Genomic DNA, 26,437 nt, shown 5'->3' on the forward strand with positions numbered 1-26,437 from the left:
GCTGCGGCATGCCGGTTAAGACATAAGGGGTTAAAGATGGGCAGTGAATCCTATTGGCTCGACACCGCACCGGCCTTCACCGGTGCCCAACTCGGCGGCTTGCCCGGTCAGGTCGACGTGGCGGTGATCGGCGGCGGGTTCACCGGCCTGTCCGCAGCGCGAGCGTTGGCGCTCAAGGGTGCCAGCGTGGTCGTGCTGGACGCCGGTCGCGTGATCGGCGAAGCCTCGGGGCGCAACGGCGGGCAGTGCAACACCGGCGTGGCGCAGGACTACGCCGGTCTGCACGCCAGTCTCGGTGCGGCCAAGGCGCGTGCCTATTACCAGGCCTATGAACGCGCGGTGCAAACAGTGGTGTCGCTGGTCGAGCAGGAAAAGATTGCCTGCGACCTGGTGCGCAACGGCAAGCTCAAGCTGGCGGCCAAACCCCTGCATTACGAAGGCCTGGCACGCACCTGCGAGCTCATCCGCCGGGAGGTGGACGCCGATGTCGAGCTGCTGAATGCCGAGCAAACCCGTGCCGAGGTCAACTCGACGCAATTCCATGGTGCGTTGTTGCAGCGCAATGGCGTGCAGATGCACGTCGGCCGCTTTGGTGTCGGCCTGGCGGAAGCGGCTGCCCGGAGCGGCGCAATGGTCTACGAACACACCCCGGTCAAGGACTGGAAGCCAGAGGCCGGCGGTTATCAGGTCAACACCGCCAAGGGCTCGCTGCACGCCGGGCAAGTGTTGCTGGCGACCGGCGCTTGCCAGCACGGTGACCTCGGCTGGTATCGCCGGCGAATCGTGCCGGTGGGCAGTTTTGTCATCGCCACGGAAGTCTTGCCCCAAGCGCTGATCGACGAGTTATTGCCGCAGCACCGGGCGTACGTGACCAGCCGCATGATCGGCAATTACTTCCGCCTGACCCCGGACAACCGCTTGCTGTTTGGCGGCCGTGCACGGTTTGCCATGTCCGACGGCGTGTCCGACGCCAAGAGCGGCAAGGTGCTGCGGGCGGCGATGCTGAACATGTTCCCGGCGTTGGCCAACGTGAAAATCGATTACTGCTGGGGCGGCCTGGTGGACATGACGTCCGACCGTCTGCCCCGCGCCGGCCAGCACGGCGGCGTGTTTCATTCCATGGGCTACAGCGGCCATGGCGTGCAGATGTCCGTGCACATGGGCCAGGTCATGGCCGAGGTCATGGCCGGCAACGCGGCGGCCAATCCGTGGCGTGAACTGGAATGGCCGGCAATCCCCGGGCACTTCGGCAAGCCCTGGTTTCTGCCGTTCGTGGGCGCGTACTACCGCTTGCAGGACTATCTGCACTGAAGCCGCACTGAGTCGCCGCTGTAGCGTCACCGTCGTCTGCGTTTCCAGGACGCTCCGGACATCCGTGAGCACTCGAATATCCCGATCATCGACAGGTAGCCTTGATATGACTGACCACAAAGACACCCCCGAGCTTATCTCCGGCCCAGACAGCCTGCGGGTATTCGAAGGCCTCAATCGCGGCATGTCGCGGCGCAACGCCTTGCAGATGCTCGGCCTGGCCGGCGTCGCCGCAGCGGGGGCGGGCAGCCTGTTTGGCAGCGCCGGCAAACTGTTCGCCGAAGAAGCCACCGCCGGCGGCAAGGGCAAGCCCGGCGGCAAGATTCGTGTGGCCGGCATGTCCAGTTCCACCGCCGACACCCTCGACCCGGCCAAGGGCGCGCTGTCCACCGACTATGCCCGTCACTACATGTTCTACAACGGCCTGACCCGTTTTGATAAGCACTTGGTGCCGCAGCTGGAACTGGCCGAGCGCATCGACAACGTTGACGCCACGCTGTGGACCATTACGCTGCGCAAGGACGTGACCTTCCACAACGGCAAAAGCCTCAGCGCCGCCGACGTGGTGTTCTCCCTCAGCCGCCACAAGGACCCGCTCACCGGTTCCAAAGTCATGCCGCTGATGGAACAGTTCGCCGAAATCAAGGCCTCCGGCCCGAACGAAGTGCAGATTCGCCTCAGCGCCGCGAACGCCGAACTGCCGTCCATTCTCGCCGTGTCGCACCTGCTAATCGTTCCGGAGGGCACCACCGACTTCAACAAAGGCATCGGCACCGGTCCGTTCACCGTCGGCGAGTTCAAGCCGGGTGTGCGTTCGGTGGCGGTGCGCAACAAGAACTACTGGAAGCCGGGCCTGCCGTACCTCGACGAGATCGAATTCATCGCCATCGCCGACGAACCGTCGCGGGTCAACGCGCTGTTGTCGGGCGACGTGCACATGATCAACGAGGTCAACCCGCGCTCCACCACGCGCATTGCCGCCAGCCCGAAACACCGCGTCGTCGACGCACCGTCGGGTAACTACACCGACTTGATCATTCGCCAGGACCAGCTCCCCGGCAAAAGCCCGGAATTCACCCAGGCCATGAAACTGCTGCTGGACCGCGAACAGGTCAAGTCCGCCGTCTTCCGTGGCTTCGCCGTGGTCGGCAACGATCACCCTATTGCGCCGGGTTCGCGGTACTTCAACACCGAGCTGCCGCAGACAGTCTACGACCCGGAAAAAGCCAAGTTCCTGCTGAAGAAAGCCGGCATGGAAAGCATCACCATGCCCGTCATGGCGTCGCCTGCCGCGACCGGTTCCGTGGACATCGCCGTTCTGCTGCAGCAATCGGCGAAACAGGCCGGCCTCAAGCTGGACGTCAACCGCCTGCCCAGCGACGGCTACTGGTCCAACCACTGGATGAAGCACCCGTTGAGCTTCGGCAACATCAACCCGCGACCGAACGCCGACGTGATGTTCTCGCAGTTCTTCCAGTCCAAGGCGCCGTGGAACGAGTCCGGCTGGCAGAACGATCAGTTCGACCAGTTGCTGATGCTGGCCCGGGGCGAAACCGACGACGCCAAGCGCGCCAAGATGTACGGCGACATGCAGACCCTGGTGCACGATCACTGCGGCATCGGCGTGCCGGTGTTCATCAGCAACATCGACGGCGTCGACCAGCGCATCAAGGGCTACGACTCCAACCCGTTGGGCGGCTTCATGGGCTACATGTTCGCCGAGCAGGTGTGGCTGGACGCTTGAGGAGGCAGTGCAATGAATAGCCATACGCTGTGGTTGATCTGCCGGCGCCTCGGTGCCGGGGTCGTGACCCTGTTGATCGTGTCCATGGTCGTGTTCGCGATCACGGCCGTGCTGCCGGGCGACGCGGCGCAGCAATCCCTCGGCCAGTTCGCCACCCCTGAACAGGTGGCGGCGCTTCGCCTGAAACTGGGGCTCGATCAACCCGGCGTGTTGCGCTATCTGCACTGGTTGACGAGCCTGCTGACCGGCGACATGGGCCAGTCGGTGTCCAACGCCATGCCGGTGGGTGAATTGATGGCGGGGCGGGTGCCCAACACGCTGATGCTGGCGGCCGCCACGGCGCTGGTGTCGGTGCCGCTGGCGCTGATCCTCGGCATCGGTTCGGCGATGGGGCGGGGCGGGCGCATCGACAGCTGCCTGAGCTTCATCACCCTGGCCATGGTCGCGGTGCCTGAGTTTCTGGTGGCGACCCTGGCGGTGCTGATTTTCGCGGTCAACCTCGGTTGGCTGTCGGCGCTGTCCTACGCCACCGACATCACTTCACCGCTGCAATTTCTGCGCACCTACGCGTTACCGGTGATGACCCTGTGCTGCGTGATCGTCGCGCAGATGGCGCGCATGACCCGCGCCGCCGTCATCGACCAACTCGACAGCCCGTACGTGGAAATGGCCCGCCTCAAAGGCGTCAGTCCGATCCGCATCGTGCTGCGCCACGCCTTGCCCAACGCGATCGGGCCGATTGCCAATGCCATCGCCCTGAGCCTGTCGTACCTGCTCGGCGGGGTGGTGATCGTCGAAACCATCTTCAACTACCCCGGCATTGCCAGCCTGATGGTGGATGCCGTGACCAACCGCGACATGGCCCTGGTGCAAGCCTGCACCATGCTGTTCTGCGCGGCCTATCTGGCGTTGGTGTTGCTCGCCGACCTCTGCGCCATCCTCTCCAACCCGAGGCTGAGAAACCAATGAACCCGCTCATTGCGAAATCCAGGCCTGCGTCTTCGGCCCTGGCACTGGCCAAGGTCTCCGGCAACCCGTCCTGGCTCGGACTGGTCGGCGCTGCCGTCTGTGTGATCTGGCTGCTGGTGGCGCTGTTCGGCCCGTGGCTGGCGCCGCACCCGGTCGGCGAAGTGATCTCCGACAACATCTTCGAAGGCTTCAGCCTGGCGCATCCCTTTGGCACCGATTACCTGGGCCGCGACATGCTCAGCCGGGTGCTGGTGGGCGCGCGCTTCACCGTCGGCCTGTCGCTGGTGGCGGCGCTGTTGGCCAGCTTCTTCGGCACCGGCTGCGCGCTGCTGTCGGTGGTCTCGCCAAAATGGCTGGACGAAATCATCAGCCGCATCATGGACGCGTTCATCTCGATCCCCAGCAAAATGCTCGCGCTGATCATGGTCTCGGCCTTCGGCTCGTCGGTCACGCTGCTGATCTGCACGGCGGTGATCAGCTACATCCCCGGTTCGTTCCGGGTGGCCCGCAGCATGGCGGTCAATATCGAGGCGCTGGAATACGTGCAAGTGGCGCGCACCCGGGGCGAAGGCAAGCTGTACGTCGCGTGCCGGGAAATCCTGCCGAACATGCTCAACCCGGTGCTGACCGACCTCGGCCTGCGTTTCGGCTACATCGTGCTGTTGCTCAGCGGCATGAGTTTTCTGGGCCTGGGCGTACAGCCGCCGGACGCCGACCTCGGCTCGCTGGTGCGGGAAAACATCGGCGGCCTCAATCAGGGCGCGATGGCGATCATCATCCCGGCGCTGGCCATCGGCACGCTGACCATCGGCGTCAATTTGCTGATCGACTACCTGTCATCGCGACGCGGTCGACGCGCAGGAGGCCATTGATATGACCCAGTTGATTCGCGTCGAAGACTTGCGCGTGGTGGCCGGTGATCCGGGCAGCGAGGTGGAGATCGTCAAGGGCGTGAGTTTTGCCCTGGAGAAAGGCGAAGTACTGGCCCTGATCGGCGAGTCCGGCTCCGGCAAGACCACGATCGCCCTGGCCTTGCTCGGGTATGCGCGACGGGGCTGCCGCTTGTCCGGCGGCGTGGTGCAGGTCGGCGAACACGACATGCTCGCCCTTGACGAAACACAGCTTCAGGGTTTGCGCGGCAATCGCGTTTCGTACGTTGCCCAGAGCGCGGCGGCCGCCTTTAATCCGGCGAAAAAACTTCTCGACCAAGTGGTCGAAGGGCCGCTGATCCATGGCCTCGGCACCCGCGCCGAACTGGAAGCCAAGGCCATCGGCCTGTTCCGCGACCTGGCCCTGCCGAACCCGGAACGCATCGGGCGTCGCTACCCGCACCAGGTCTCTGGCGGGCAACTGCAACGAGTGATGGCCGCCATGGCACTGATCAGCGACCCGCTGCTGGTGGTGCTCGACGAACCGACCACCGCCCTGGACGTCACCACCCAGATCGACGTGCTGCGGGCGTTCAAGCGTGTGGTGCGTGAGCGCGGCGCCACGGCGGTCTACGTGTCCCACGACCTCGCCGTGGTCGCGCAAATGGCCGACCAGATCGTCGTGCTCAACGGCGGGCAAATTCTCGAAAAAAGCGCCACCGCGCCACTGCTCAAGGCACCGACGCACGAATACACCCGAAGCCTGCTCGCCGCCGCGCGCCCTGACACGCGGATTCGTCCGCCGTGCGGCATCGCCGAAGAAGCGCCGCTGCTGACCATCACCGGCCTGACCGCCGGCTACGGAAACAAAAACCTGCACGGCATGCCGGCGATCCGCGTGCTGGAAGACATCGACCTGACCGTGCGGCGCGGCCAGGCCATCGGCGTGATCGGTGAGTCCGGCTCGGGCAAATCCACCCTGGCGCGGGTAGTGGCGGGGCTGTTGACCCCGGCCCTCGGCGGCCTGACCTTCGACGGCCAGCCCTTGGGCGGCAGCTTGTCGGAGCGTACGCCGGAGCAGTTCCGCCGGATTCAGATGGTCTTCCAGAACGCCGACACCGCGCTCAATCCGATGCACAGCGTGGCGACCATCCTCAGCCGTCCGCTGAAGATGTACTTCGGCCTCAAGGGCGCAGCGTTGCAGGCGCGCATCGGTGAGCTGCTCGACTTGGTGCGCCTGCCGCGAGACATGGCTGATCGTCGCCCCAACGAACTGTCGGGCGGCCAGAAACAGCGGGTCAATCTGGCCCGTGCACTGGCAGCCAAGCCGGACTTGATTCTCTGCGATGAAGTGACCTCGGCCCTCGACACCGTGGTCGGCGCGGCGATCCTCGAACTGCTCCGCGACCTGCGTCAGCAACTGGGCGTGTCCTACCTGTTCATCAGCCACGACATCTCCACCGTGCGCGCGCTGTGCGATGACATCGTGGTGATGTACAGCGGCCACAAAGTCCACGCCGGTCGCCGCGAATCCTTTGCCGAAGCGCCGTATCACCCCTACACCGATCTGTTGATTCATTCGGTGCCCGAATTGCGCCAGGGCTGGCTGGAAACCTGCGGCGCCACCCATGGCGAGCTGCCGCCGATAGGCGAGCGGGCCAACCTGCCGGAGCTGTGCACCTTTCTCAATCGCTGCCCGATGCGCGTCGACGGCCTGTGCAACCGCACCGCGCCGAACCGCCGCACCCTGGACAACGGCAGCGAAATTCTCTGCCACCGCGACGCCGCCGATCTGCTGGCGACCCAGCGCGGCGTTACCCCCACAAGCTTTGGAGCGTATGCATGAAAGGGCGTTTTTTGAGGCTGGCCGAACAAGGCCGGCCGACGGTCAACCTGACCGTGGATGGCGCGCCGGTCGAAGCGTTGCAGGGCGACACGCTGATGGTGGCGTTGCTGACCCAGGGCACCGCGCTGCGCCAGTCGGAATTCGACAGCGGCCGCCGCGCCGGTTTCTGTCTGATGGGCGCGTGCCAGGACTGCTGGGTCTGGACCCGCAGCGGTGAACGCCTGCGCGCCTGCTCCAACGAAGTCCGCGACGGCCTGGACATCGTCACCACACAACCGGAGGCGACATGGCCACTGCACAGCTGAGCACCCATCGCGTCGTCATCGTCGGTGCGGGCCCGGCCGGCGTGCGCTGCGCCGAAACCTTGCTGGCGGCCGGCATCAAACCGATTCTGGTGGACGAAAACCGCCGCGACGGCGGGCAGATCTACCGCCGCCAGCCGGACGGTTTCACCCGCGATTACAGCACCTTGTATGGCAGCGAAGCCGACAAGGCCAAAGACCTTCACCAGACCTTCGATCGTCTGCGCGGCGCCATCGATTACCGGCCCGACACCCTGGTCTGGAACCTCACGCCGGGGCAATTGTGCTGCGCCAATCAGGGCCGCCACAGCACGCTGGACTACGACGCGCTGATCCTCTGCACCGGCGCCACCGACCGCCTGATGCCCATCGAAGGCTGGCAACTGGCAGGCACCTACAGCCTGGGAGGGGCGCAGATCGCGTTAAAGAATCAGGCCGTGTCCATCGGCCATCGCGTGGTGTTCATGGGCAGCGGGCCCTTGCTGTACCTGGTCGCCAGCCAGTACGTCAAAGCCGGCGCGACTGTGGCGGCGGTTCTTGATACCTCGCCCTTCAGCCTGCGCCTCAAAGCCCTGCCCAAACTGTTGGCGCGACCGGGTTTGCTGTGGACTGGCATGAAATTTCTGGCGCAGCTGTACCGGGCGAAAGTGCCCGTGCATTTCGGCGTCAAGCCGTTAGAGGTACTGGGCGATGGCGCCAATGGCGTGGCAGGCGTGCGCTTCACCACCGGTAGTGGCAAGGCCGTGACCGTGCAGGCCGACGCCGTCGCGCTGGGTTATCACTTGCGCCCGGAAACCCAGCTCGGTGATCTGGCCGGTTGCGCCATGGCCTTCGATGACGCCTCCAGCCAATGGTGGCTGGCGACGGACGAGGCCGGCCGTACCTCGGTGAACGGCGTGTATGCCGCCGGTGATGGTGCGAAGATTCGTGGCGCCGATGCCGCCGAGCACGCCGGGCGCCGAGTGGCCCTGGCAGTGCTCGAAGACCTCAAGCAGCCGTTCAATGCCGGGCTGCGCGATGAACAGCAGCAGGCGCTGGCGGTGATGGACCAGTTTCGTCTGGGCCTGGCCGAAGCGTTTCCCTGGCCCGGCGAACAAGCGAAGGCCTTGCCCGACAGCGCCATCGTCTGCCGCTGCGAGATGATCACGGCGGGCGAATTGCGCCGCACGGTCAACGAGAAGGGCGCCTGTGAAGTCAACCGCGCCAAGGCTTTCAGCCGGGTCGGCATGGGCCGCTGCCAGGGGCGTTATTGCTCGCAAGCGGGTGCCGAAGTGATCGCCGCAGAAGCCGGCGTGCAGGTGCAGGAAGTCGGTCGCCAGCGCGGGCAGGCGCCGGTCAAACCGTTGTCGATGCTCATCGAGGAGGTGTCGCCATGAGCGTGCAAAAAGCAGATGTGGTGATTGTCGGTGGCGGCTTGATGGGCTCAGCCACGGCGTTTTTTCTGCGTCGGCGCGGGCAGTCGGTGATCCTGCTGGAACGCGACCAGATCGGCCAGTACGCCAGCGGCGTCAACTTTGGCAACGTGCGCCGGCAAGGGCGTTTTCTCGGCCAACTGGCCCTGGCCAACCGCTCGTGGGCGCTGTGGAAACGCCTGCCGGAACTGATCGACGACGACCTCGAATTCATCCCCAGCGGGCACATGCGCGTGTGTTACCGCGAAGACGAAATCGCCGAGCTGGAGGCCTACGCCGCCGCGCCGGAAGCCGAGCAACTGGACCTGAAAGTGTATCGAGGCGCCGAGCTGCATCAGCGCTTTGGTTTTCTCGGCGCGGACGTCAAAGGCGGCTCCTACGCCCCCCACGACGGTCACGCCAACCCACGTCTCGCCGCCCCGGCCTTTGCCCGCGCCGCACGCCGCCTGGGGGCCCAGATCGAAGAGCGTACGGAAGTGGCCGAGGTCGAGAAGGTCGGCGGAGACTTTCACGTCACCACCACCGACGGTCGTCAGTTTCACGCCGCGCAGCTGTTGATTACCGCCGGCGCCTGGGGCCAGAAGCTCTCGGCGCAGTTTGGCGAGCCGGTGCCGCTGGACACCCACGGCCCGCAGATGGCGGTTACGGAGCCGGTGCCCTACGCCTTGCCGACGGTTATCGGCGTGTACACCAAGATCGCCGAAGAGGTGATCTACTTCCGCCAGATTCCCCGTGGCAACATCGTCATCGGCGGCGGCTTTCGCAGCAAACCGGACATGCTCAACCGTCGCGCCGCTGTCGAGCCGCGCAGCATCCTCAATCAGGCCGAACAGATGCGCCGCCTGCTGCCGGGCGTTGGAAACCTGAACATCATCCGCGTGTGGAGCGGCATCGAAGGCTACCTGCCGGATTCGCTGCCGATCATGGGCCCCAGCGGCACCGTCGACGGCTTGTTCTACGCCTTCGGCTTCTGCGGCCACGGCTTTCAGCTCGGCCCCGGCGTCGGTGACGTGATGGCCGAACTGCTCGACACCGGTCGCACCACGACCCCGATCGAGGCATTCTCCATCAGACGTTTTGCCTTTCCTGCTGCGCAACGGAGCCACGCCTCATGAAACCCCGCGTTCTCGAGATTCTGAAACGGCTGATGGCCTTCGAAACGGTGTCGTCGGAGTCCAACATGGCCCTGATCGACTACGTTCGCGACCTGCTGCTGAGCAAGGGCATCGAGTCGCTGATCGTCAAGGACGAGAGTGGCAAGAAGGCCAACCTGTTTGCCAGCACCGGGCCGAAAGACCAGCCCGGCGTGTTGCTGTCCGGGCACACCGACGTGGTGCCGGCGGCGGGGCAGGCGTGGACCTTTCCGGCCTTCGCCGCCACTGTGCAGGACGGGCGCATCTATGGCCGTGGCAGCTGCGACATGAAGGGCTTCATCGCGCTGGCCATCGACGCCATGCTTGATGCGGCCGAGTACTCAGCCAACCGCCCACTCAACCGCCCGCTGCAACTGGCCCTGTCCCACGATGAGGAGATCGGTTGTGTCGGCGTGCGGCGCTTGCTCGACGTGCTGCACCTGGCGCCGGTGCGGCCGTTTCTCTGCGTGATCGGCGAGCCGACCAACATGCAATTCGTGCTGGGCCACAAGGGCAAGGGCTCCTACCGGACCTATTGCCGGGGCCAGGAGGCGCATTCGTCCCTGGCGCCGCGCTCGGTCAACGCCATTCATGTGGCCTGCGACTTCATCGCCTCCCTGCGGGAGAGCCAGCAGCATTTGCAACAACACGGCGCCCAAGACACCGACTACGACGTGCCCTACAGCACCGTGCACGTCGGGCAGATCAGCGGCGGCAAGGCGCTGAACATCGTGCCGAACCTGTGCACCCTGGATTTCGAGGTGCGCAACCTGCCCGCCGACAACCTCGAGCAGTTCATCGAGCAGATGCGCGAGCGCGCCGAAGTGATCGTGCGTGAGGCGCAGAAGCTTTCCAGCATCGCGGCCATCGAGATCGAAACCATCAACGTCTACCCCGGCCTCGACACCCACCCGACCGTCGAAGCGGTGAGCTTCCTCAAGCAATTCGCTGCGCCGGACACCGGCATGACCAAGGTCTCGTTCGGCACTGAGGGCGGTCTGTTCAAGCAGCGGCTGGATGTGCCGGTGGTGGTGTGCGGCCCGGGTTCCATCGAGCAGGCGCACAAGCCGGACGAGTTTATCGAGGTCAGCCAGATGGACGCCGGCGAGCGCTTTTTGCAAGGCTTGCTGGGCTCGTTGAAGGCGTAGCAGAGCCTGCCGTCCTGACGTGAATTTCAGCACGGCACGCTGGTTTGAAGGCGCTTTCGGCATCCTCGTTCGAGGCAGATCCCTAGACTGGAATCTGTCTCGGATCAGGACTCGACCATGCTCAAGAATCGCTTGCAAGACCCCGGCCTGCTGGCTGAACGCGCCTACGTGAACGGTGAGTGGATCGCCGCCGACAGCGGCGCCACCCTCGACGTCCGCGACCCCGCCACCGGCGATCTGCTGGCCCAGGTGCCGGCCATGGACGCGGTCGACACGCGCCGCGCCATCGACGCCGCCGAACGTGCCTGGCCCGCATGGCGCGCGCGCCCGGCGGCAGAACGTGCGGCGCTGCTGGAACGCTGGTTTCAGGCGATGATCGACAACCTCGATGACCTCGCGCTGATCATGACCTGCGAGCAGGGCAAGCCGCTGAACGAGGCCAAGGGCGAAATCCGCTATGGCGCCGGCTTCGTCAAATGGTTCGCCGAGGAAGCGCGCCGGGTCTACGGCGAAACCATGCCGGCCCCCACTGGCGACCGCCGCCTGCTGACCCTCAAGCAACCCGTGGGCGTCTGCGCCGCGATTACCCCATGGAATTTCCCCAACGCGATGATCACCCGCAAATGCGCGCCGGCCCTGGCGGCTGGTTGCCCGATCATCGTCAAACCCTCGGACCTCACGCCGCTGTCGGCCCTCGCCCTGGCGGTGCTGGCCGAGCGCGTCGGTATTCCGTCCGGCGTGTTCAATGTCATCACCGGATTGCCCGCCGGCATCGGCGAAGAACTTACCGGTAACCCGGCGGTGCGCAAGATTTCCTTCACCGGCTCCACCGCCGTCGGGCGCCTGCTGATGCGCCAGAGCGCCGAGCACATCAAGCGCCTGAGCCTGGAACTGGGCGGCAACGCGCCATTTGTGGTATTCGACGACGCCGACCTGGAACAGGCCGTGGCCGGTGTGATGATCAGCAAGTTTCGCAACGCCGGGCAAACCTGTGTGTGCGCCAACCGCATCCTGGTGCAGGCGGGCATCTACGACCGTTTCGCCGCGCGGTTGGTGGAAGAGGTGGGCAAACTTAAGGTCGGCAACGGCCTGGAAGAGGGGGTGACCATCGGCCCGCTGATCAACCCGGCGGCGGTCGCCAAGGTGGCCCGGCACATCGACGATGCCTTGAGTCAGGGCGCCAGACTGCTCTGCGGCGGGATTCCCACGGGCGACAGCCAGTTCGTGCAACCCACGGTTCTGGCTGACGCCCACGCCGACATGCTGCTGGCCAATGAGGAAACCTTCGGCCCGGTGGCGCCGTTGATGCGCTTTACTGATGAAGCCGAAGCGCTGGCCCTGGCCAATGCCACCCCGTTCGGTTTGGGCGCCTACTATTTCACCCAGGACCTGAAACGCTCGTGGCGCTTCGGCGAGGCGCTGGAATTCGGCATGGTCGGGCTCAACACCGGGATCATCTCGATGGAAGTCGCGCCCTTCGGCGGCATCAAACAATCGGGCCTCGGCCGCGAGGGCAGCAAGTACGGCCTGGACGAGTACCTTGAAGTCAAAGCCTTCCACATCGGCGGCTTGAACTGATTCATCCCGAGGGGCGCACCATGAGCAAGGCATTCAGAATCGCCGCGATGGCGGGCGACGGCATCGGCAAGGAAGTCCTGCCGGAAGGGCTGCGGGTCCTGGAACAGGCGGCCAGGAAATGGGAACTGAACCTGAGCATCGACGTGCTCGACTGGGCCCACTGCGACTACTACCTCGCCCACGGGAAGATGATGCCCGACGACTGGTTCGAGCAGCTCAAGGGCTATGACGCGATCTACTTCGGCGCCGTCGGCTGGCCCGACAAGGTGCCGGACCACATTTCCCTGTGGGGTTCGCTGCTCAAGTTTCGCCGTGACTTCGACCAATACGTGAACATCCGCCCGGTGCGCCTGTTCCCCGGTGTGCCCTGTCCGCTGGCCGGCCGCAAACCGGGGGACATCGACTTCGTGGTGATCCGGGAAAACACCGAGGGCGAATATTCCTCGGTGGGCGGCAAGATGTTCGAAGGCACCGAACACGAGTTCGTGCTGCAGGAATCGGTATTCACCCGCCGTGGCGTCGACCGCATCCTCAAATTCGCCTTCGAACTCGCCCAGACCCGCCCGCGTAAAAAGCTGACGGCCGCGACCAAATCCAACGGCATCTCCATCAGCATGCCGTACTGGGACGAACGCACGGCACTGATGGCAGCGAACTACCCCGAAGTGAGTTGGGACAAGCAGCACATCGACATCCTGTGTGCGAGGTTCGTGCTGCAGCCGGACCGGTTTGACGTCGTCGTGGCATCGAACCTGTTCGGCGACATCCTGTCCGACCTCGGCCCGGCGTGCGCCGGCACCATCGGCATCGCCCCCTCGGCCAACCTTGACCCGGAACGGCGCTTCCCCTCGTTGTTCGAACCGGTGCATGGCTCCGCGCCGGACATCTACGGGCAAAACATCGCCAACCCCATCGCGATGATCTGGTCCGGCGCGCTGATGCTCGACTTCCTCGGCAACGGCGACGACCGCTACCGCGCGGCCCATGACGGTATCTTGCAGGCGATTGAAGACGTGATTGCGCAAGGCCCGATCACCCCGGACCTGGGCGGCAAGGGGTCGACGCAAGACGTAGGGGCGGCGATTGCCGGGAGATTGGTTTAGGGCCGGGGTTTCTGCAGGACTGGCTGTTGACGTTTGTGGGACCAACTTTAGCCGGGAAGGCGTCGGATGCCACACTGAGAAATTAATATCGATTGCGCGGGCCTCTTCCCGGCTAAAGCCGGTCCCACAGGGACGCAGAGCGTCCCGGACGGCTTTACCACGCGGAGCGTGGGGAACGATCAGATCAAAAGCTTCCCGGCTAAAGCCGGTCCTACTAAAAGCATGCGCGGTGTCAGTGGGACCGGCGGCGATCCTCGTAAGACCGGCTTTAGCCGGGAAGCCCTTGATCTGCTTTTGATCTTCATACGCAAATAGCCCAGACGGCACCAATCGCGACTTTGGTGCAGGCCGAACGTAGACGACGCGCAGTGGGCCGAGCCGCATGGATGCGGCGAGAGCGCCGTCAGGACATGGATGTCCGTTCGGCGCGGGCCCACGGAGCGTCGTCGAAGTGAGGGAACCCGACGAAGTCGGGCCAAACCGAGAGCAGGCACCCTTGGTTACTTGGGGTGCTTTTCCAAGTAACTCGTCGAAGGCGAAACAGTCTGCCCCTAGGCAGACGCCTTAGATCTTGACCTGGCGTGGGCTTAAGGGGGACTGGCTTAAGGGGGACTGATTTATTTACAACGCTGCACCGTAAATTAATCCCGCATTGAGTGCCTAACTGGCAGGTTCATTTCTGTAAAGCGCAATGCAGTAAATCAATTGCGCCTTTTTTCGCTCATCTAACGCTTTGAGCACCATCACTGCTTGCTCCTGGCTAAGCTCTGTTACGCCCGGGGGTACGTCTGATTTTGTCGTCCAGCCCATCGCGGCAAGCACGTTTGTTTCGAGTGCTTGTGGTACCACCTTCTCGTACTGAAGCGAGTTGTCCGGGTCCGGCTCAGGGTAAAAGCCCTGTATCAGCATGAATGCCATATGAGGTGACTTTACCAATCATTAAGTTATCCAGAGGGTGGTTGGCCCCGTGCTGTGCTCACGCTACGACGCCTATCAGGAGCTTCAGATCGGTCGGAAGTTGGCGTCCCGTGATTGAAGACAGCATTGTGACCTGCTCGCTTGTCAGCGGCCAGTCACCTTCCGCCATCGCGTTTAGGCTTGCATGGCCGAGCCGCGCTACGATTTCGTCATTCAACGACGGATCTATCTTCATTTCAAATTTCAGCGAGTCGTCTTCGGTGCTGTCGAGCAAAAATCCAAATATATAGAGGAACATAGAACTCTCACTTTTCAATTTTACGGCCGGGCTTGGCCGGCTTGGTTCGCTCGCTGGTCTGAGGATCAAACTCCCCCAAGTGCTTGCCTTGTTTGTCATACATTTCGACAGTCCCGTGCTGACTATCCCACTCAAATATTCGGCCTTTGGGATCTTTCCAGCGTCGTCGCTTCGCTCCACCACCCTGGACCATTGTTTTACTGTCTGCTTTCTTGGCGTCTGGAAAGCCTGGGAGGTCCAGCGGAGGCGGATGATACCCATGATCCCCATTAAACGGCCTTGCATACACCACATACATCGACCTCAGCCCCGAGTCAGCGGGGAAGACGAGGATGCAGTCTTCAGCGGTGATGTCGTCGCCTGGGAGTCCTTCGAGCTGACTGTCGGTGTCGTCCGGGATCGGGTGGACGAGGATGGTGCCTAGGCGTGCGTCGCTGTTTTCAGGGTAGACCAGAGGTTCCAGCGTCCCGTGTCGGCCCCGGCGGGGCGTCATGAGGATGGTGATGCCGTCGAGATGGGCTTCCATCGCGCTTTTGTCGGCGTTCCAGCGGGCTTGCACGGTGCGGACCGAGTCGTCGCCGGATGCTTTGGAATGGATGCCGTAGATCTGTAACTCGCCTTCTGCATCACGGCGCAACTGGAAACGCACCCGCGTTGTCGCTTGGGCCAGGTTGCGCAATTCGTCATCGGTGTAGAGCGTGCCGTCGCCCATCTTCGCCGGGAGCATGCCTACGATGAACAGACTCGCCGGGCCGCCGGCTCCTCGAAGCAGCCACGTGTGGCTGCGCTGCATGATGCCGCCGCCGGCCATGCGGCCCAATCCCATGTCTGCGCCGAGTGCGGCGGCAATAGCGTCGGAGGCGGAGGGCAGGAGCATGGCGCCCGCCATCATGATCGCGCCGAAGTTGGAGGCGGGTTCTACCTCAGTGCCGGCGTCAGTGCTGCACCATTCCCCGGTACAGGATTTGGCGAAGACCTTGTCGGTGCGCTCCTTCGGGGCCGGCCAGCGCTCTGGCATCGGAGTGGGCACCCGCACGGGTTCGGGAGGCGAGTTCCATGCGGCCCACGACGCACCTCCGTTGGAAAGCCCTTTGAAAATCGAGTTGTCCCCAAAGGGATCTTTTTTGTCGTCCTTGAACATGACCTTGTTGATGCCTGCCAATTTGAGGCGGCGGAGGATGCGGTCGGGTCGACGGGTGGTCAACGGCACGGGGGTTAGGGGATGTTGCGGGGCGGACAGTTTCCGCTGTGAGTGGTGCTAGCTTTCCCAGAGAAGGTGTCGTGTTGAACATCACATAATTGTTGGCGACTGGAATGGCGTCTTTCCGGCTAAAGCCGGTCCCACTAAAAGCATGCGCTGTGTCAGTGGGACCGGCTTTAGCCGGGAAGACGTCAGGTGCCACACTAACGGACCGGGGACAGATTAATTTACGGTGAAGCGTTGTAAATAAATCAGTCCCCTATAAGCGTGAAAGCATCCGCTGTGTCAGTGGGACCGGCGGCGATCCTCGTAAGACCGGCTTCAGCCGGGAAGCCCTTGATCTGCTTTTGATCTGCTTTTGATCTTCATACGCAAATAGCCCAGACGACACCAATCGCGACTTTGGTGCAGGCCGAACGTAGACGACGCGGAGTGGGTCGAGCCGCATGGATGCGGCGAGAGCGCCGTTGCGGACATGGATGTCCGTTCGGCGCGGGCCCACGGAGCGTCGTCGAAGTGAGGGAACCCGACGAAGTCGGGCCAAACCGAGAGCAGGCACCCTTGGTTACTTGGGGTGCTTTTCCAAGTAACTCGCCGAAGGCGAAACGGTCTGCCCCTAGGCAGACGCTTGTGATCTTGACCTGGCTTGTGATCTAAAAACGGGACTCAATAGCCCCGATTTCGATCTATCTGCCCCACCATCCGCTCCCCCCGCTCAAACCGCCGAATGTTCTCCAGCAACACCCCAAACGCACTCGCCGGCTGCGTCATCGCCGCCACATGCGGCGTTAACACCACCTGCGGATGCTCCCAAAATGGATGATCAGCCGCTGCCGGCTCCACCTGCAAGACATCCAGCACAGCGCCCCCCAACTGCCCACTCTCCAGCGCCTCCAGCAAATCCTCCTCAACAAGATGCCCGCCGCGCCCCATATTGATCAGCCCTGCGCCCCGTGGCAGCAACGCAAACAGGTTCCGGTCCAGAATCCCCTCCGTCTGCTCCGTCAACGGCAGTACGCACAGCAAAATATCGCACTGCCCCAGAAACGCCGACAACTGCGCCTGACCCGCAAAACAGTCCACCCCCTCAACCTCATGAACACTGCGCGCCCAGCCCGACAAGGCAAACCCGAACGGCGCCAGCGTCGCCAGAATCTGCTGCGCCTGCGTGCCCAACCCCATCACCCCCACGCGCCGTCTCTCCGCCGGTTGCAACAGATGGGCCTGCCAACAGCGTGCCGCCTGCTGCTCGCGATACCGCAGCATATCCCGATGCAGACTCAACACCGCCCACGTCGCGTATTCACACATCCCCCGCGTGATGCCCGGATCCAGCAGGCGCACCACCGGCAGATCCGCCGGCAAACGCGACAGATCCAGCTGATCCACTCCGGCCGACAGCGCGAACAGCACCTTCAGATTCGGCAGCAACTGCGTCAGGTCATCCGGCGCCTGCCAGGCCGCCAGGTACTCGACCTCTTCGGGATTGCCGATGTCCGGCCAGGCGCGCCATTCGATGTCCGGTGCATGTTCGGCGAAGAGTCTCTGCCAGTGTGGCGCGCGCGCGGGGTCGGCTTTGTAGAGCAAGGCCATGGGCTTCTCCTGCTAAAGGGAGGCTGAAGGGAAGGGGTAGGGAGCTAGCCCACATCATCCTCCAAGCCCGACGCAGGATCTGTTGAAAGGCGGGGCCAAAACAGTCGATCCGAATTTCTCACGGGCCAAGTTCGGCTAAGTGCGTTGCCCGCACGCCGTAACCTGATCAGCATCGCAACCGCCTCCGGGTTGCCCGACTCACGATGGGAAATGCCATGAACAGCAAAGTCGACGAAACCCCTCATTTGCTCCGTCAGCGCGAGCAATTCGTGCCCCGTGGTCTGGTCACTGCGCACCCGCTGGTGATCGACCGCGCCCAGGGCACCGAATTGTGGGACGTGGACGGCAAGCGCTACCTGGATTTCGTCGGCGGCATCGGCGTGCTCAACATCGGCCATAACCACCCGAAAGTGGTCGCCGCCGTGCAGGCGCAACTGCAGAAAGTCTCCCACGCCTGCTTTCAGGTGGCGGCCTACACGCCTTACCTCGACCTGGCGCAGCGCCTCTGTGAAATGATCGGCGGAAAGGAAGCCTACAAGGCCGCGTTCTTCACCTCCGGCGCTGAAGCGGTGGAGAACGCCGTGAAGATCGCCCGTGCCCACACCAACCGTTCGGCAGTCATCGCCTTCCGTGGCGGCTTCCATGGACGCACCTTGCTCGGCACCACGCTCACCGGCATGAGCCAACCCTACAAACAGAACTTCGGGCCGTTTGCGCCGGAGGTGTTCCATACGCCGTACCCGAACGCGTATCGCGGCGTTAGCAGTGTTGACGCAATCACCGCGCTGAACGAATTGCTCGCCACCCAGGTTGCACCGGACCGCGTCGCCGCAATCCTTATTGAACCGGTGCAGGGCGACGGCGGTTTCCTCACCGCGCCGCCGGAGTTTCTTCAGGCGCTGCGGGCATTAGCCGACAAGCACGGCATTGTGCTGATCCTCGACGAAATCCAGACCGGCTTTGGCCGTACCGGCACCTGGTTCGGCTACCAGCACTCTGGCATCCAGCCTGATCTGGTCACCGTCGCCAAAAGCCTCGCCGGTGGCTTGCCGTTGTCCGGCGTGGTCGGCAAGGCGCACATCATGGACGCGCCGCTGCCCGGCGGCCTCGGCGGTACCTACGGCGGCAACGCCCTGGCGTGCGCGGCGGGGCTGGCGGTGATCGATGCGTTTGAGGAAGAACACCTGCTGGCGCGCAGCCAACTCCTGGGCGAACGCCTGCGCCGGGGCCTGATCGGTCTGCAGGCGCGTTACCCGCGCATCGGCGACGTGCGCGGCACCGGTTTCATGCTGGCGATCGAACTGATCAAGGATGACGCGGCGCGCACCCCGGATGCCGACCTCAACTCACGGGTGATCGACGAAGCCCGCGCCGGTGGCTTGCTGGTCATCAAATGCGGCGTTTACCGCAACGTGCTGCGCTTCCTCGCGCCGTTGGTGACGACAGAAGCCCAGGTCGACGAAGCCGTGCAGATCCTCGACGCCGCCTTGGCACGGGTCTTGAACTCGAATGTGAAGTGACGCTTTGCCCGCAACGGGCCAGATGCATCCAGGAGGTTCGATCCACATGGGGCTGACAGAATTGGGGCTGACTGAATACAGAGCGTTGCTGATCGATTGCGATGAAGTGCTGGTGGATCGCGATTCCGGCGTCTGGGCAGCGCTGCAACCGCTGCTTGACAGCCGCGGCGGGCAACCGGCCAGGGACGAAGTGCTGGCCGAATTCAACGCGGTCGTCGCCAGCCTGTATCCGCGCTTCGCCGAGCTGGGCTTCAGCGGCATGCTGTGTTTCGCCCATCGCCAACTGGCGGAAAAGTGGGGCCTGCACGCCAGTTGGGAGGAGGGCATGAGCTTCGCCCGTTCGGCGGGCAACTGGTCGCTGTTCGAAGACGCGCCCGGGGCGATGCTGTACCTGCGCAAATTCTATCGATTGCTGGTGCGCGGCGACCGCGATGCCGAGGATCGCGGCGTGCTCTGTGAGCGGCTGGGAATTGCACCGGAAGATTTCATTTCCCTAGCCGAAGGTCCGCAATGGCTCACGGATCAGGGTGATCAGGTGCAACCGGTCCTGCACGTGACCCGGCCATCGGTCGACCCTTACGCCGCGTTGGACCGCTGCCTGATCGGCCGCCACCGGGCACGTCAGCCTTCCCCCTGCGCGGCGGAGTACTGCATCAACAGCATGGCCGACCTGGTGGCGCAGCATCAGCTGTCTTTACGGCGCTGATTTTGCTAGAAGATTGTCTTACAACGGCAGTCAAGAGGTACGTGATGGAAGGGCTCGTGAAACTGGATCGGATCGACATCAGCATCCTGGTCGAACTGCAAAAGGACGGCCGGATGACCAATGTCAGCCTCGCCGATGCCGTCGGCCTGTCCGCCAGCCCGTGCCTGCAACGGGTCAAGCGGCTGGAATCGGCGGGTTATATCTCCAGCTACAAAGCGCATCTGAACCTGGCCAAGATCACTGACTCGGTCACCGTCTTCACCGAAATCACCCTCAGCGACCACAAGCGCGAAGACTTCGCCAAGTTCGAATCCAACATCCGGCTGGTGGACGAAGTCCTCGAATGCCACCTCATTAGCGGCGGCTACGACTACCTGGTGCGCTTCATGACCCGCAGCATCCAGCACTACCAGGAAGTGGTGGAAAGCCTGCTCGACAAAAACATCGGGATTTCGAAGTACTTCAGCTACATCGTCATCAAGTCGCCGGTGTTGAAGGATGGGGTGCCGTTGCGCAAGTTGTTGCGTCACTAATAAAACAGACCTTCAACCGTTTTGTAGGCAATTTCCCAACGCCAACGTTTAGCTTTCACGCAAATCCTTCAGAACCGCCCGGCAGAGATTTCCTTCGCGGCGCTTCATCCTTTCGCTCCTTGTCCAGCGGCGTGCGGCGCTGGACAAAATTCCCAATAAGAAAAATGCGGAGTGGGTGATGAAGGGCAGTAATACGCTGTTGTGGCTGGGGCTGGCTGCGTTCGCAACCGAGGCGTTGGCCGAGTCGCAGACAACCCGCGAGGAGCAGTTTCAGTTGGGGGCGGTTGGGGTGAGCCTGGGTGTCGGTCTGCTGAATGGTCAGGCGCGGGAAAAGGTGTACGACGCTGACAACGGTCGCAAGCTCAGCCAGTTGAACTGGAGCATGAAGCAGGTACCGACGCTGCATCTGGGCCTGAAGTATCAGCCCATAGATTGGCTGTCCCTTGACCTGAACGGCTGGACGCGGGTGGCGAAGGGTGACGGGCATCTGAAGGATTACGATTGGGATGACGAGAACGCCGGCTGGAGTGACTACTCCGATCACCCGGACACTCAGGTCAGCAAAGCCTGGCAGGCCGATTTCGCCGCCACCGCCTGGGCGCTCAAGCGTGATGCTCTCGCCCTCGGCGTGATGCTCGGTTATCAGCGCAGCCAGTTCGGCTGGCAGGCGAGAGGCGGGCGGTATACCTACTCTTCAGAGGATGGGTTTCGGGATGAGTCGGGTGAATTCCCGGCGGGGCAGAAAGGCATTTCCTATCAGCAGACCTACGACACGCCTTACCTGGGGCTGGTCGGTCTCTACCAGTTCCGCAACTGGACGCTGGAAGGCACGTTCAAATACAGCCAGTGGGTCCGGGCGCGAGATCACGACCGCCATCATGTCCGCGGCGTCACCTACGACGGCGATTATGGCAACAACGGCCGTATGCAAAGCCTCGCGGTTGCGCTCAGTTACCGCGTGAGTCCGCAGCTTTCGTTACGGGCGGGTGTGGATCATCAGGTATACGCCGAGGCGAAAGGCAGCACGCTGATCAAGGACACTCACAGCGGCGATCGCTTCCGTATCGCGGGTGACGCGGGGAGTCAGTCCGCCAGGACGACGATGTCCACCCTGGCGCTCACCTACGCCTTCTGAGCCATGCCCCACACCGTGCTGGCGCCGAGATCCCCGGCACGGTTTACGCCTGAATTGGGGGGCCACGGCTCAGCTACGCTACGCGCAGTAGGTGAGCTCAATCAGTCCCAGTGATAACGCGCCAATCAGGGCTCCGTGGCTTAACAAAAGATAACGTCATGTCGATTGTCATACGTTTCCAAAGCTGACTAGGATGGGCTCGCTTCGGTAAGCCAGCGTCGCGTGCAGGCTAGAGCGCCCGCGCGGTTCAAACGGCCGTCAGAAGAACCTAATAAAAATAAAGGAAGGGGTAGCTCCATGCGTGAGCCCGTCATTCGGCGCACTCGGTTTGCGGTCATCCGGGGCCATTTCAGCGCCCGGACGCTTTTCAAGAACCTGCCTCTCCATGCGGCTCTGTCGCTCCTTATCTCTCCGATCTTCTGCGGCGCAGCCCTGGCCGCTGATGGCACGCCCGCCAATGGCATGCCCGCTGACAGCACGCCCGTTGAAGCCCCTGCTAGCGCTGGCGATTCCGCCGTCTATGCCCTCGAATCCGCAAAAGCCTCCCGCAGTCTGCTGCTGGACGTGACCCATGCCGGCAAGCGCATGGTGGCGGTGGGGGATCGCGGCCACATTCTCTATTCCGACGACCAGGGCAAAACCTGGACCCAGGCCAAAGTGCCGACGCGCCAGATGCTCACGGCGGTGTATTTCGTCGATGAGCAACACGGGTGGGCGGTGGGCCACGATGCGCAGATCCTTGCCAGCAGCGATGCCGGCGCCACCTGGACCAAACAGTTCGAAGACCTCAAACGCGAAGCACCGCTGCTGGATGTCTGGTTCAAGGGCCTGACCACCGGGATCGCCGTGGGTGCCTATGGCGCGGTGCTGGAAACCACCGACGGCGGCCAGCATTGGAAAGACATCGGCGACCGGTTGGACAACGAAGACCAGTTCCACCTCAACGGCATTGCGTACGTGAAGGACGCGGGCCTGTTCGTGGTCGGTGAACAGGGCAGCATGTTTCGGTCCCCGGACGATGGCCAGACCTGGGAGAAACTTGAAGGCCCTTACCAGGGCTCGTTGTTCGGCGCGGTAGGCACTGCTGAATCCAACACGCTCCTGGTTTACGGCCTGCGCGGCAATCTGTTTCGTTCGACCGATTTTGGTACCACGTGGGAGCCCGTCCCGCTGCAGGGTGAGCGCGGGCCGCTGGAGTTCAGCATCGCCAATGCCTCGCTGATGCCCGACCACTCCATCGTGCTGGTGGGCAACGGCGGCAGCGTCATGCGCAGTACGGACGATGGCCAAAGCTTCACGGTTGCCAATCGCCCGGACCGGCTTTCCTTGTCGGGCGTAGCAGAGGACGACAAAGGCAATCTGGTTCTGGTGGGACAGGGCGGCGTTCGCGTCACCTCGCCAACGGGCGCTGACGGCGCTCAACAATAAGAACAAGCAGGCGAGGATACGTCTCCATGAGCAACCTTCAACACCCTCACGACAAGCCGACGCGCCTGGAACAGCTGATTTTCAACAACCGCAAGACGGTGATCGGCATCTGCCTGCTGGTCAGCGTCTTCCTGTTCTGGCAAGCGACGCTGGTGCGCCCGTCCACCAGCTTCGAAAAAATGATCCCGCTGGGGCATCCGTTCGTTCAGAACATGATGGAACACCGCAACGACCTCGCGAACCTGGGCAACACCGTGCGTATCTCGGTGGAGGCCAAGCAGGGCGACATCTTCTCCAGGGACTACATGGAGACTCTGCGGCAGATCAACGACGAGGTCTTCTACATTTCCGGCGTCGACCGCTCCGGGCTTAAATCTCTGTGGAGCCCCAGCGTGCGCTGGACCGAGGTGACGGAGGAGGGCTTTGCCGGCGGCGAGGTCATTCCGCAGAGCTACGACGGTTCGCAACAGAGCCTCGACAAGCTGCGCAATAACGTCCTCAAGTCCGGGCAGGTCGGGCGACTGGTCTCCAACAACTTCAAGTCGAGCATCGTCGATGTGCCGCTGCAGGAGTTCTACCCGGACCCCAACGACCAGAGCAAACTGCTGCCGCTGGATTACCGTCAGTTCTCCCACCAGCTCGAAGAGAAGATTCGCGACAAGTACGAAGCACAGAACCCCAACGTCGAGATTCACATCGTCGGTTTCGCCAAGAAGGTCGGCGACCTGATCGACGGGCTGATCATGGTGGTGATGTTCTTCGGCATCGCCTTCCTGATCACCCTGGTCCTGCTGATGTGGTTCACCCGCTGCGCCCGCAGCACCATCGCGGTGTTGAGCACCACGTTGATCGCGGTGATCTGGCAGCTGGGCCTGATGCATGTAGTGGGTTTCGGGCTTGATCCCTACTCGATGCTGGTGCCCTTTCTGATCTTCGCCATCGGTATTTCCCACGGCGTGCAGAAGATCAACGGCATCGCCCTGCAATCCAGCGATGCCGACAGTGCGCTTACCGCAGCACGCCGCACCTTTCGCCAATTGTTCCTGCCGGGGATGATCGCCATTCTTGCCGACGCTGTCGGCTTCATCACGTTGCTGATCATCGACATCGGCGTGATCCGCGAGCTGGCCATTGGCGCGTCCATTGGCGTGGCGGTGATCGTGTTCACCAACCTGATCCTTCTCCCGGTGGCGATTTCCTACGTTGGCATCAGCAAAAGAGCCGTGGTGCGCAGTAAAGAGGATGCCGTGCGTGAGCACCCGTTCTGGCGTCTGCTGTCGAACTTCGCCGCGCCAAAAGTCGCCCGCGTGTCAGTGACATTGGCCCTTGTCGCGCTGGTCGGCGGTCTATGGTACGGCCATAACCTGAAGATCGGCGACCTCGATCAGGGCGCGCCGGAACTGCGGCCAGACTCGCGCTACAACCAGGACAACAGCTTCATCATCAACAATTACTCGACCAGCTCCGACGTGCTGGTGGTGATGGTCAAGACGCCGCCCGAGGGGTGTTCGGCGTATCAGACGCTGTCGGCCATGAACGAGCTGTCGTGGAAGATGGAAAACACGCCGGGGGTGCAATCGGCGATTTCGCTGGTGACCGTGTCCAAACAGGTTATCAAGGGGATGAACGAGGGCAATTTGAAATGGGAGTCGTTGTCGCGCAACAAGGACGTGCTCAACAGCTCAATTTCCCGCGCTGACGGTTTGTACAACAACACCTGTTCCCTGGCGCCGTTGCTGATTTTCCTCAATGACCACAAGGCCGAAACTCTGGACCGGGCCGTGCATGCGGTGCAGGAGTTTGCTCAGCAGAACAACAAGGATGGCCTGGAGTTTCTGCTCGCGGCGGGTAACGCCGGGATCGAGGCGGCCACCAACGAGGTCATCAAGCAGGCCGAGCTGACCATTCTGATTCTGGTGTACGTGTGCGTGGCGGTGATGTGCATGATCACCTTCCGTTCATGGGCGGCGACGCTGTGCATCGTCCTGCCGCTGGTGCTGACGTCGGTGCTGGGTAACGCGCTGATGGCGTTCATGGGGATTGGCGTGAAAGTCGCGACCCTGCCGGTGGTGGCGCTCGGGGTGGGGATCGGGGTCGATTACGGGATTTACATCTACAGCCGACTGGAGAGTTTCCTGCGGGCGGGGCTGCCGTTGCAGGAAGCGTATTACCAGACCCTTAAATCCACGGGCAAAGCGGTGTTGTTCACCGGCCTGTGCCTGGCGATCGGGGTATGCACCTGGATCTTCTCGGCCATCAAGTTCCAGGCCGACATGGGCCTGATGCTGACCTTCATGCTGCTGTGGAACATGTTCGGCGCCCTGTGGCTGTTGCCAGCGCTGGCGCGGTTCCTGATCAAACCGGAGAAGATGGCGGGCAAGGTCGGGAACTCGTTGTTTTCCCATTGACCACACCCGGTGCCCTGGTAGGAACGGCTTCTGCCGGGAGGAGGCCGGTATTGCACACGCAAGATTTGTGGATCGGGGACAGATTAATTTACGGTGAAGCGTTGTAAATAAATCAGTCCCCTTTCAGTGTGGTTGTTTTCCCATTGACCACACCCGGTGCCCTGGTAGGAACGGCTTCTGCCGGGAAGAGGCCGGTATTGCACACGCAAAACTTGTGGATCGGGGACAGATTAATTTACGGTGAAGCGTTGTAAATAAATCAGTCCCCTTTCAGTGTGAGTCCCCTTTCAGTGTGCGGTCCCCTAGTAGGACCGGCTTCAGCCGGGAAGAGGCCGGCGTTGTCACCGCAAAATTTACGGTGTGGCGACCGACGCGTTCCCGGCTAAAGCCAGTTCTACCAGAAGCACGCTGTCCCACATCCGCGTTCACTCAGTTATAAACAAAAAAACCACGCCCGGTCTTGCGCCCCAGATACCCCGCCGCGACCATTTCCTTGAGCAGCGGCGCAGGGCGGTATTTGCTGTCGTTGAAGCCTTCGAGGAACGCCTCAATAATCGCCAGCAAGGTATCCAGCCCGATCAGGTCAGCCAGCGCCAGCGGGCCGATGGGCTGGTTGCAACCCAGGCGCATGCCGTCGTCGATGTCCTGGGCGGTGGCCAGACCTTCCTGCAGCACCAGAATCGCCTCGTTGATCATCGGCACCAGAATCCGGTTCACCACAAACCCAGGCCGGTTGCCGGCAGTGATGGCGGTCTTGTTCAACCGCTCGGCCAGCTTGATCGCCGCGATGTGGGTGGTGTCCGCCGTCTGCAAACCGCGAATGACCTCGATCAGGTTCATCATCGGCACCGGGTTGAAGAAGTGCAGGCCGATGAACCGCTCCGGGTGCTCGACGCTGGCCGCCAGTTGCGTGATCGACAGCGACGACGTATTCGACGCAATCACGCACTCGCGGTCGACATGGCTGGCGATCTGCTTGAGCAGGCGCAGCTTCAGCTCCAGATTCTCGGTGGCCGCTTCGATCACCAGCTGCGCGCCGTTCAACTGGTCGTAGTCCGTGGTGACGCTGATGCGCCGCAGCGCCGCTTCGGCGACATCGGCCGCCACCGTCTGTTTGGTCACCTGCCGTTCAAGATTCTTGCGCACGGTCGCCATGCCGCGCTCCAGTGCGGTGTCGGAAATGTCCAGCAGGGTCACGTCGAAACCCGCCACCGCGCACACCTGCGCGATGCCGTTGCCCATGGTGCCGGCGCCGATCACGGCGATGTGTTGCATGCTCATC

General features: G+C 62.8%; 22 protein-coding genes. 17 read left to right on the forward strand and 5 right to left on the reverse strand.

The genetic code is table 11. The annotated features are described in order from the left end of the window. Positions 1–36: 36 nt before the first annotated feature. The 11 genes from SLW75_RS05595 to SLW75_RS05645 all read left to right on the forward strand — a co-directional run bounded on the left by SLW75_RS05595 (position 37) and on the right by SLW75_RS05645 (position 13,415). Positions 37–1,311: an NAD(P)/FAD-dependent oxidoreductase gene (locus SLW75_RS05595; protein WP_410933852.1), complete on the forward strand. Its 1,275-nt coding sequence runs from the start codon at positions 37–39 to the stop codon at positions 1,309–1,311. Between the two features lie 106 nt (positions 1,312–1,417). Beyond that, positions 1,418–3,055, forward strand: a complete 1,638-nt coding sequence (locus SLW75_RS05600; protein ID WP_410933853.1) for an ABC transporter substrate-binding protein — start codon at positions 1,418–1,420, stop codon at positions 3,053–3,055. Between the two features lie 12 nt (positions 3,056–3,067). Further along, a complete protein-coding gene (locus SLW75_RS05605; RefSeq protein WP_410933854.1) occupies positions 3,068–4,024 on the forward strand; it encodes an ABC transporter permease in 957 nt (318 codons plus the stop codon). Continuing rightward, complete coding sequence (locus SLW75_RS05610; protein WP_065987221.1) at positions 4,021–4,896, forward strand: ABC transporter permease; 876 nt, start codon at positions 4,021–4,023, stop codon at positions 4,894–4,896. The genes SLW75_RS05605 and SLW75_RS05610 overlap by 4 nt, the downstream gene beginning before the upstream one ends. Position 4,897: 1 nt before the next feature. After that, complete coding sequence (locus SLW75_RS05615; protein WP_410933855.1) at positions 4,898–6,739, forward strand: ABC transporter ATP-binding protein; 1,842 nt, start codon at positions 4,898–4,900, stop codon at positions 6,737–6,739. Next, entirely contained in the window at positions 6,736–7,044 is a 309-nt protein-coding gene (locus SLW75_RS05620) for a (2Fe-2S)-binding protein (RefSeq protein WP_065987223.1), read from the forward strand. The genes SLW75_RS05615 and SLW75_RS05620 overlap by 4 nt, the downstream gene beginning before the upstream one ends. Then, on the forward strand, positions 7,026–8,417 hold the full coding sequence (locus tag SLW75_RS05625) for an NAD(P)/FAD-dependent oxidoreductase (RefSeq protein ID WP_296309982.1): 1,392 nt from the start codon (positions 7,026–7,028) through the stop codon (positions 8,415–8,417). Before SLW75_RS05620 ends, SLW75_RS05625 begins: the two co-directional genes overlap by 19 nt. Then, positions 8,414–9,568 (forward strand): NAD(P)/FAD-dependent oxidoreductase, encoded by a 1,155-nt coding sequence (locus SLW75_RS05630; protein WP_410933856.1) that lies wholly within the window; start codon positions 8,414–8,416, stop codon positions 9,566–9,568. Before SLW75_RS05625 ends, SLW75_RS05630 begins: the two co-directional genes overlap by 4 nt. Next, on the forward strand, positions 9,565–10,734 hold the full coding sequence (gene argE, locus SLW75_RS05635) for an acetylornithine deacetylase (protein WP_410933857.1): 1,170 nt from the start codon (positions 9,565–9,567) through the stop codon (positions 10,732–10,734). Before SLW75_RS05630 ends, argE begins: the two co-directional genes overlap by 4 nt. 117 nt (positions 10,735–10,851) lie before the next feature. After that, positions 10,852–12,312: an NAD-dependent succinate-semialdehyde dehydrogenase gene (locus SLW75_RS05640; protein WP_410933858.1), complete on the forward strand. Its 1,461-nt coding sequence runs from the start codon at positions 10,852–10,854 to the stop codon at positions 12,310–12,312. Between the two features lie 20 nt (positions 12,313–12,332). Continuing rightward, positions 12,333–13,415, forward strand: coding sequence for a tartrate dehydrogenase (locus SLW75_RS05645; protein ID WP_410933859.1), 1,083 nt, complete (start codon positions 12,333–12,335; stop codon positions 13,413–13,415). A 660-nt stretch (positions 13,416–14,075) separates the two neighbouring features. On the opposite strand, the gene SLW75_RS05650 is transcribed toward SLW75_RS05645, so the two are convergent. The 4 genes from SLW75_RS05650 to SLW75_RS05665 form a co-directional block, all read right to left on the reverse strand. Next, complete coding sequence (locus SLW75_RS05650; protein ID WP_065987230.1) at positions 14,076–14,333, reverse strand: pyocin S6 family toxin immunity protein; 258 nt, start codon at positions 14,331–14,333, stop codon at positions 14,076–14,078. A 58-nt stretch (positions 14,334–14,391) separates the two neighbouring features. Beyond that, a complete protein-coding gene (locus SLW75_RS05655) occupies positions 14,392–14,631 on the reverse strand; it encodes a pyocin S6 family toxin immunity protein (protein ID WP_410933860.1) in 240 nt (79 codons plus the stop codon). Positions 14,632–14,638: 7 nt separating this feature from the next. Continuing rightward, positions 14,639–15,772 carry a colicin E3/pyocin S6 family cytotoxin gene (locus SLW75_RS05660; RefSeq protein ID WP_410933861.1) on the reverse strand — a complete coding sequence of 378 codons (1,134 nt, stop codon included), beginning with the start codon at positions 15,770–15,772 and terminating at the stop codon, positions 14,639–14,641. A gap of 726 nt (positions 15,773–16,498) precedes the next feature. Next, positions 16,499–17,425: a 2-hydroxyacid dehydrogenase gene (locus SLW75_RS05665; RefSeq protein ID WP_410933862.1), complete on the reverse strand. Its 927-nt coding sequence runs from the start codon at positions 17,423–17,425 to the stop codon at positions 16,499–16,501. 215 nt (positions 17,426–17,640) lie between these two features. On the opposite strand from SLW75_RS05665, the gene gabT reads away from it, so the two are divergent. From gabT to SLW75_RS05695, 6 genes are all read left to right on the forward strand, one after another. Then, the gene (gabT, locus tag SLW75_RS05670; protein WP_065987234.1) at positions 17,641–18,945 is read left to right on the forward strand and encodes a 4-aminobutyrate--2-oxoglutarate transaminase; all 1,305 of its coding nucleotides are present in this window, start codon (positions 17,641–17,643) and stop codon (positions 18,943–18,945) included. Between the two features lie 61 nt (positions 18,946–19,006). Beyond that, positions 19,007–19,651, forward strand: coding sequence for a 2-haloalkanoic acid dehalogenase (locus SLW75_RS05675; RefSeq protein WP_065987331.1), 645 nt, complete (start codon positions 19,007–19,009; stop codon positions 19,649–19,651). 44 nt (positions 19,652–19,695) lie between these two features. Further along, the gene (locus SLW75_RS05680) at positions 19,696–20,184 is read left to right on the forward strand and encodes an Lrp/AsnC family transcriptional regulator (protein WP_003174918.1); all 489 of its coding nucleotides are present in this window, start codon (positions 19,696–19,698) and stop codon (positions 20,182–20,184) included. 178 nt (positions 20,185–20,362) lie between these two features. Beyond that, positions 20,363–21,319 (forward strand): omptin family outer membrane protease, encoded by a 957-nt coding sequence (locus tag SLW75_RS05685; protein ID WP_410933863.1) that lies wholly within the window; start codon positions 20,363–20,365, stop codon positions 21,317–21,319. Positions 21,320–21,781: 462 nt separating this feature from the next. Further along, positions 21,782–22,747 carry a WD40/YVTN/BNR-like repeat-containing protein gene (locus tag SLW75_RS05690; protein WP_410934358.1) on the forward strand — a complete coding sequence of 322 codons (966 nt, stop codon included), beginning with the start codon at positions 21,782–21,784 and terminating at the stop codon, positions 22,745–22,747. 26 nt (positions 22,748–22,773) lie between these two features. After that, positions 22,774–25,155: an efflux RND transporter permease subunit gene (locus SLW75_RS05695; RefSeq protein ID WP_410933864.1), complete on the forward strand. Its 2,382-nt coding sequence runs from the start codon at positions 22,774–22,776 to the stop codon at positions 25,153–25,155. A 429-nt stretch (positions 25,156–25,584) separates the two neighbouring features. Here SLW75_RS05695 and SLW75_RS05700 read toward each other — a convergent pair whose 3' ends face one another. After that, complete coding sequence (locus SLW75_RS05700; RefSeq protein ID WP_410933865.1) at positions 25,585–26,436, reverse strand: 3-hydroxybutyryl-CoA dehydrogenase; 852 nt, start codon at positions 26,434–26,436, stop codon at positions 25,585–25,587. Between the last annotated feature and the right edge of the window lies 1 nt (position 26,437).

Origin of the sequence: Pseudomonas sp. W5-01 (genome assembly GCF_046540435.1) — a bacterium.
Classification (GTDB): Bacteria; Pseudomonadota; Gammaproteobacteria; order Pseudomonadales; family Pseudomonadaceae; genus Aquipseudomonas; species Aquipseudomonas graminis_B.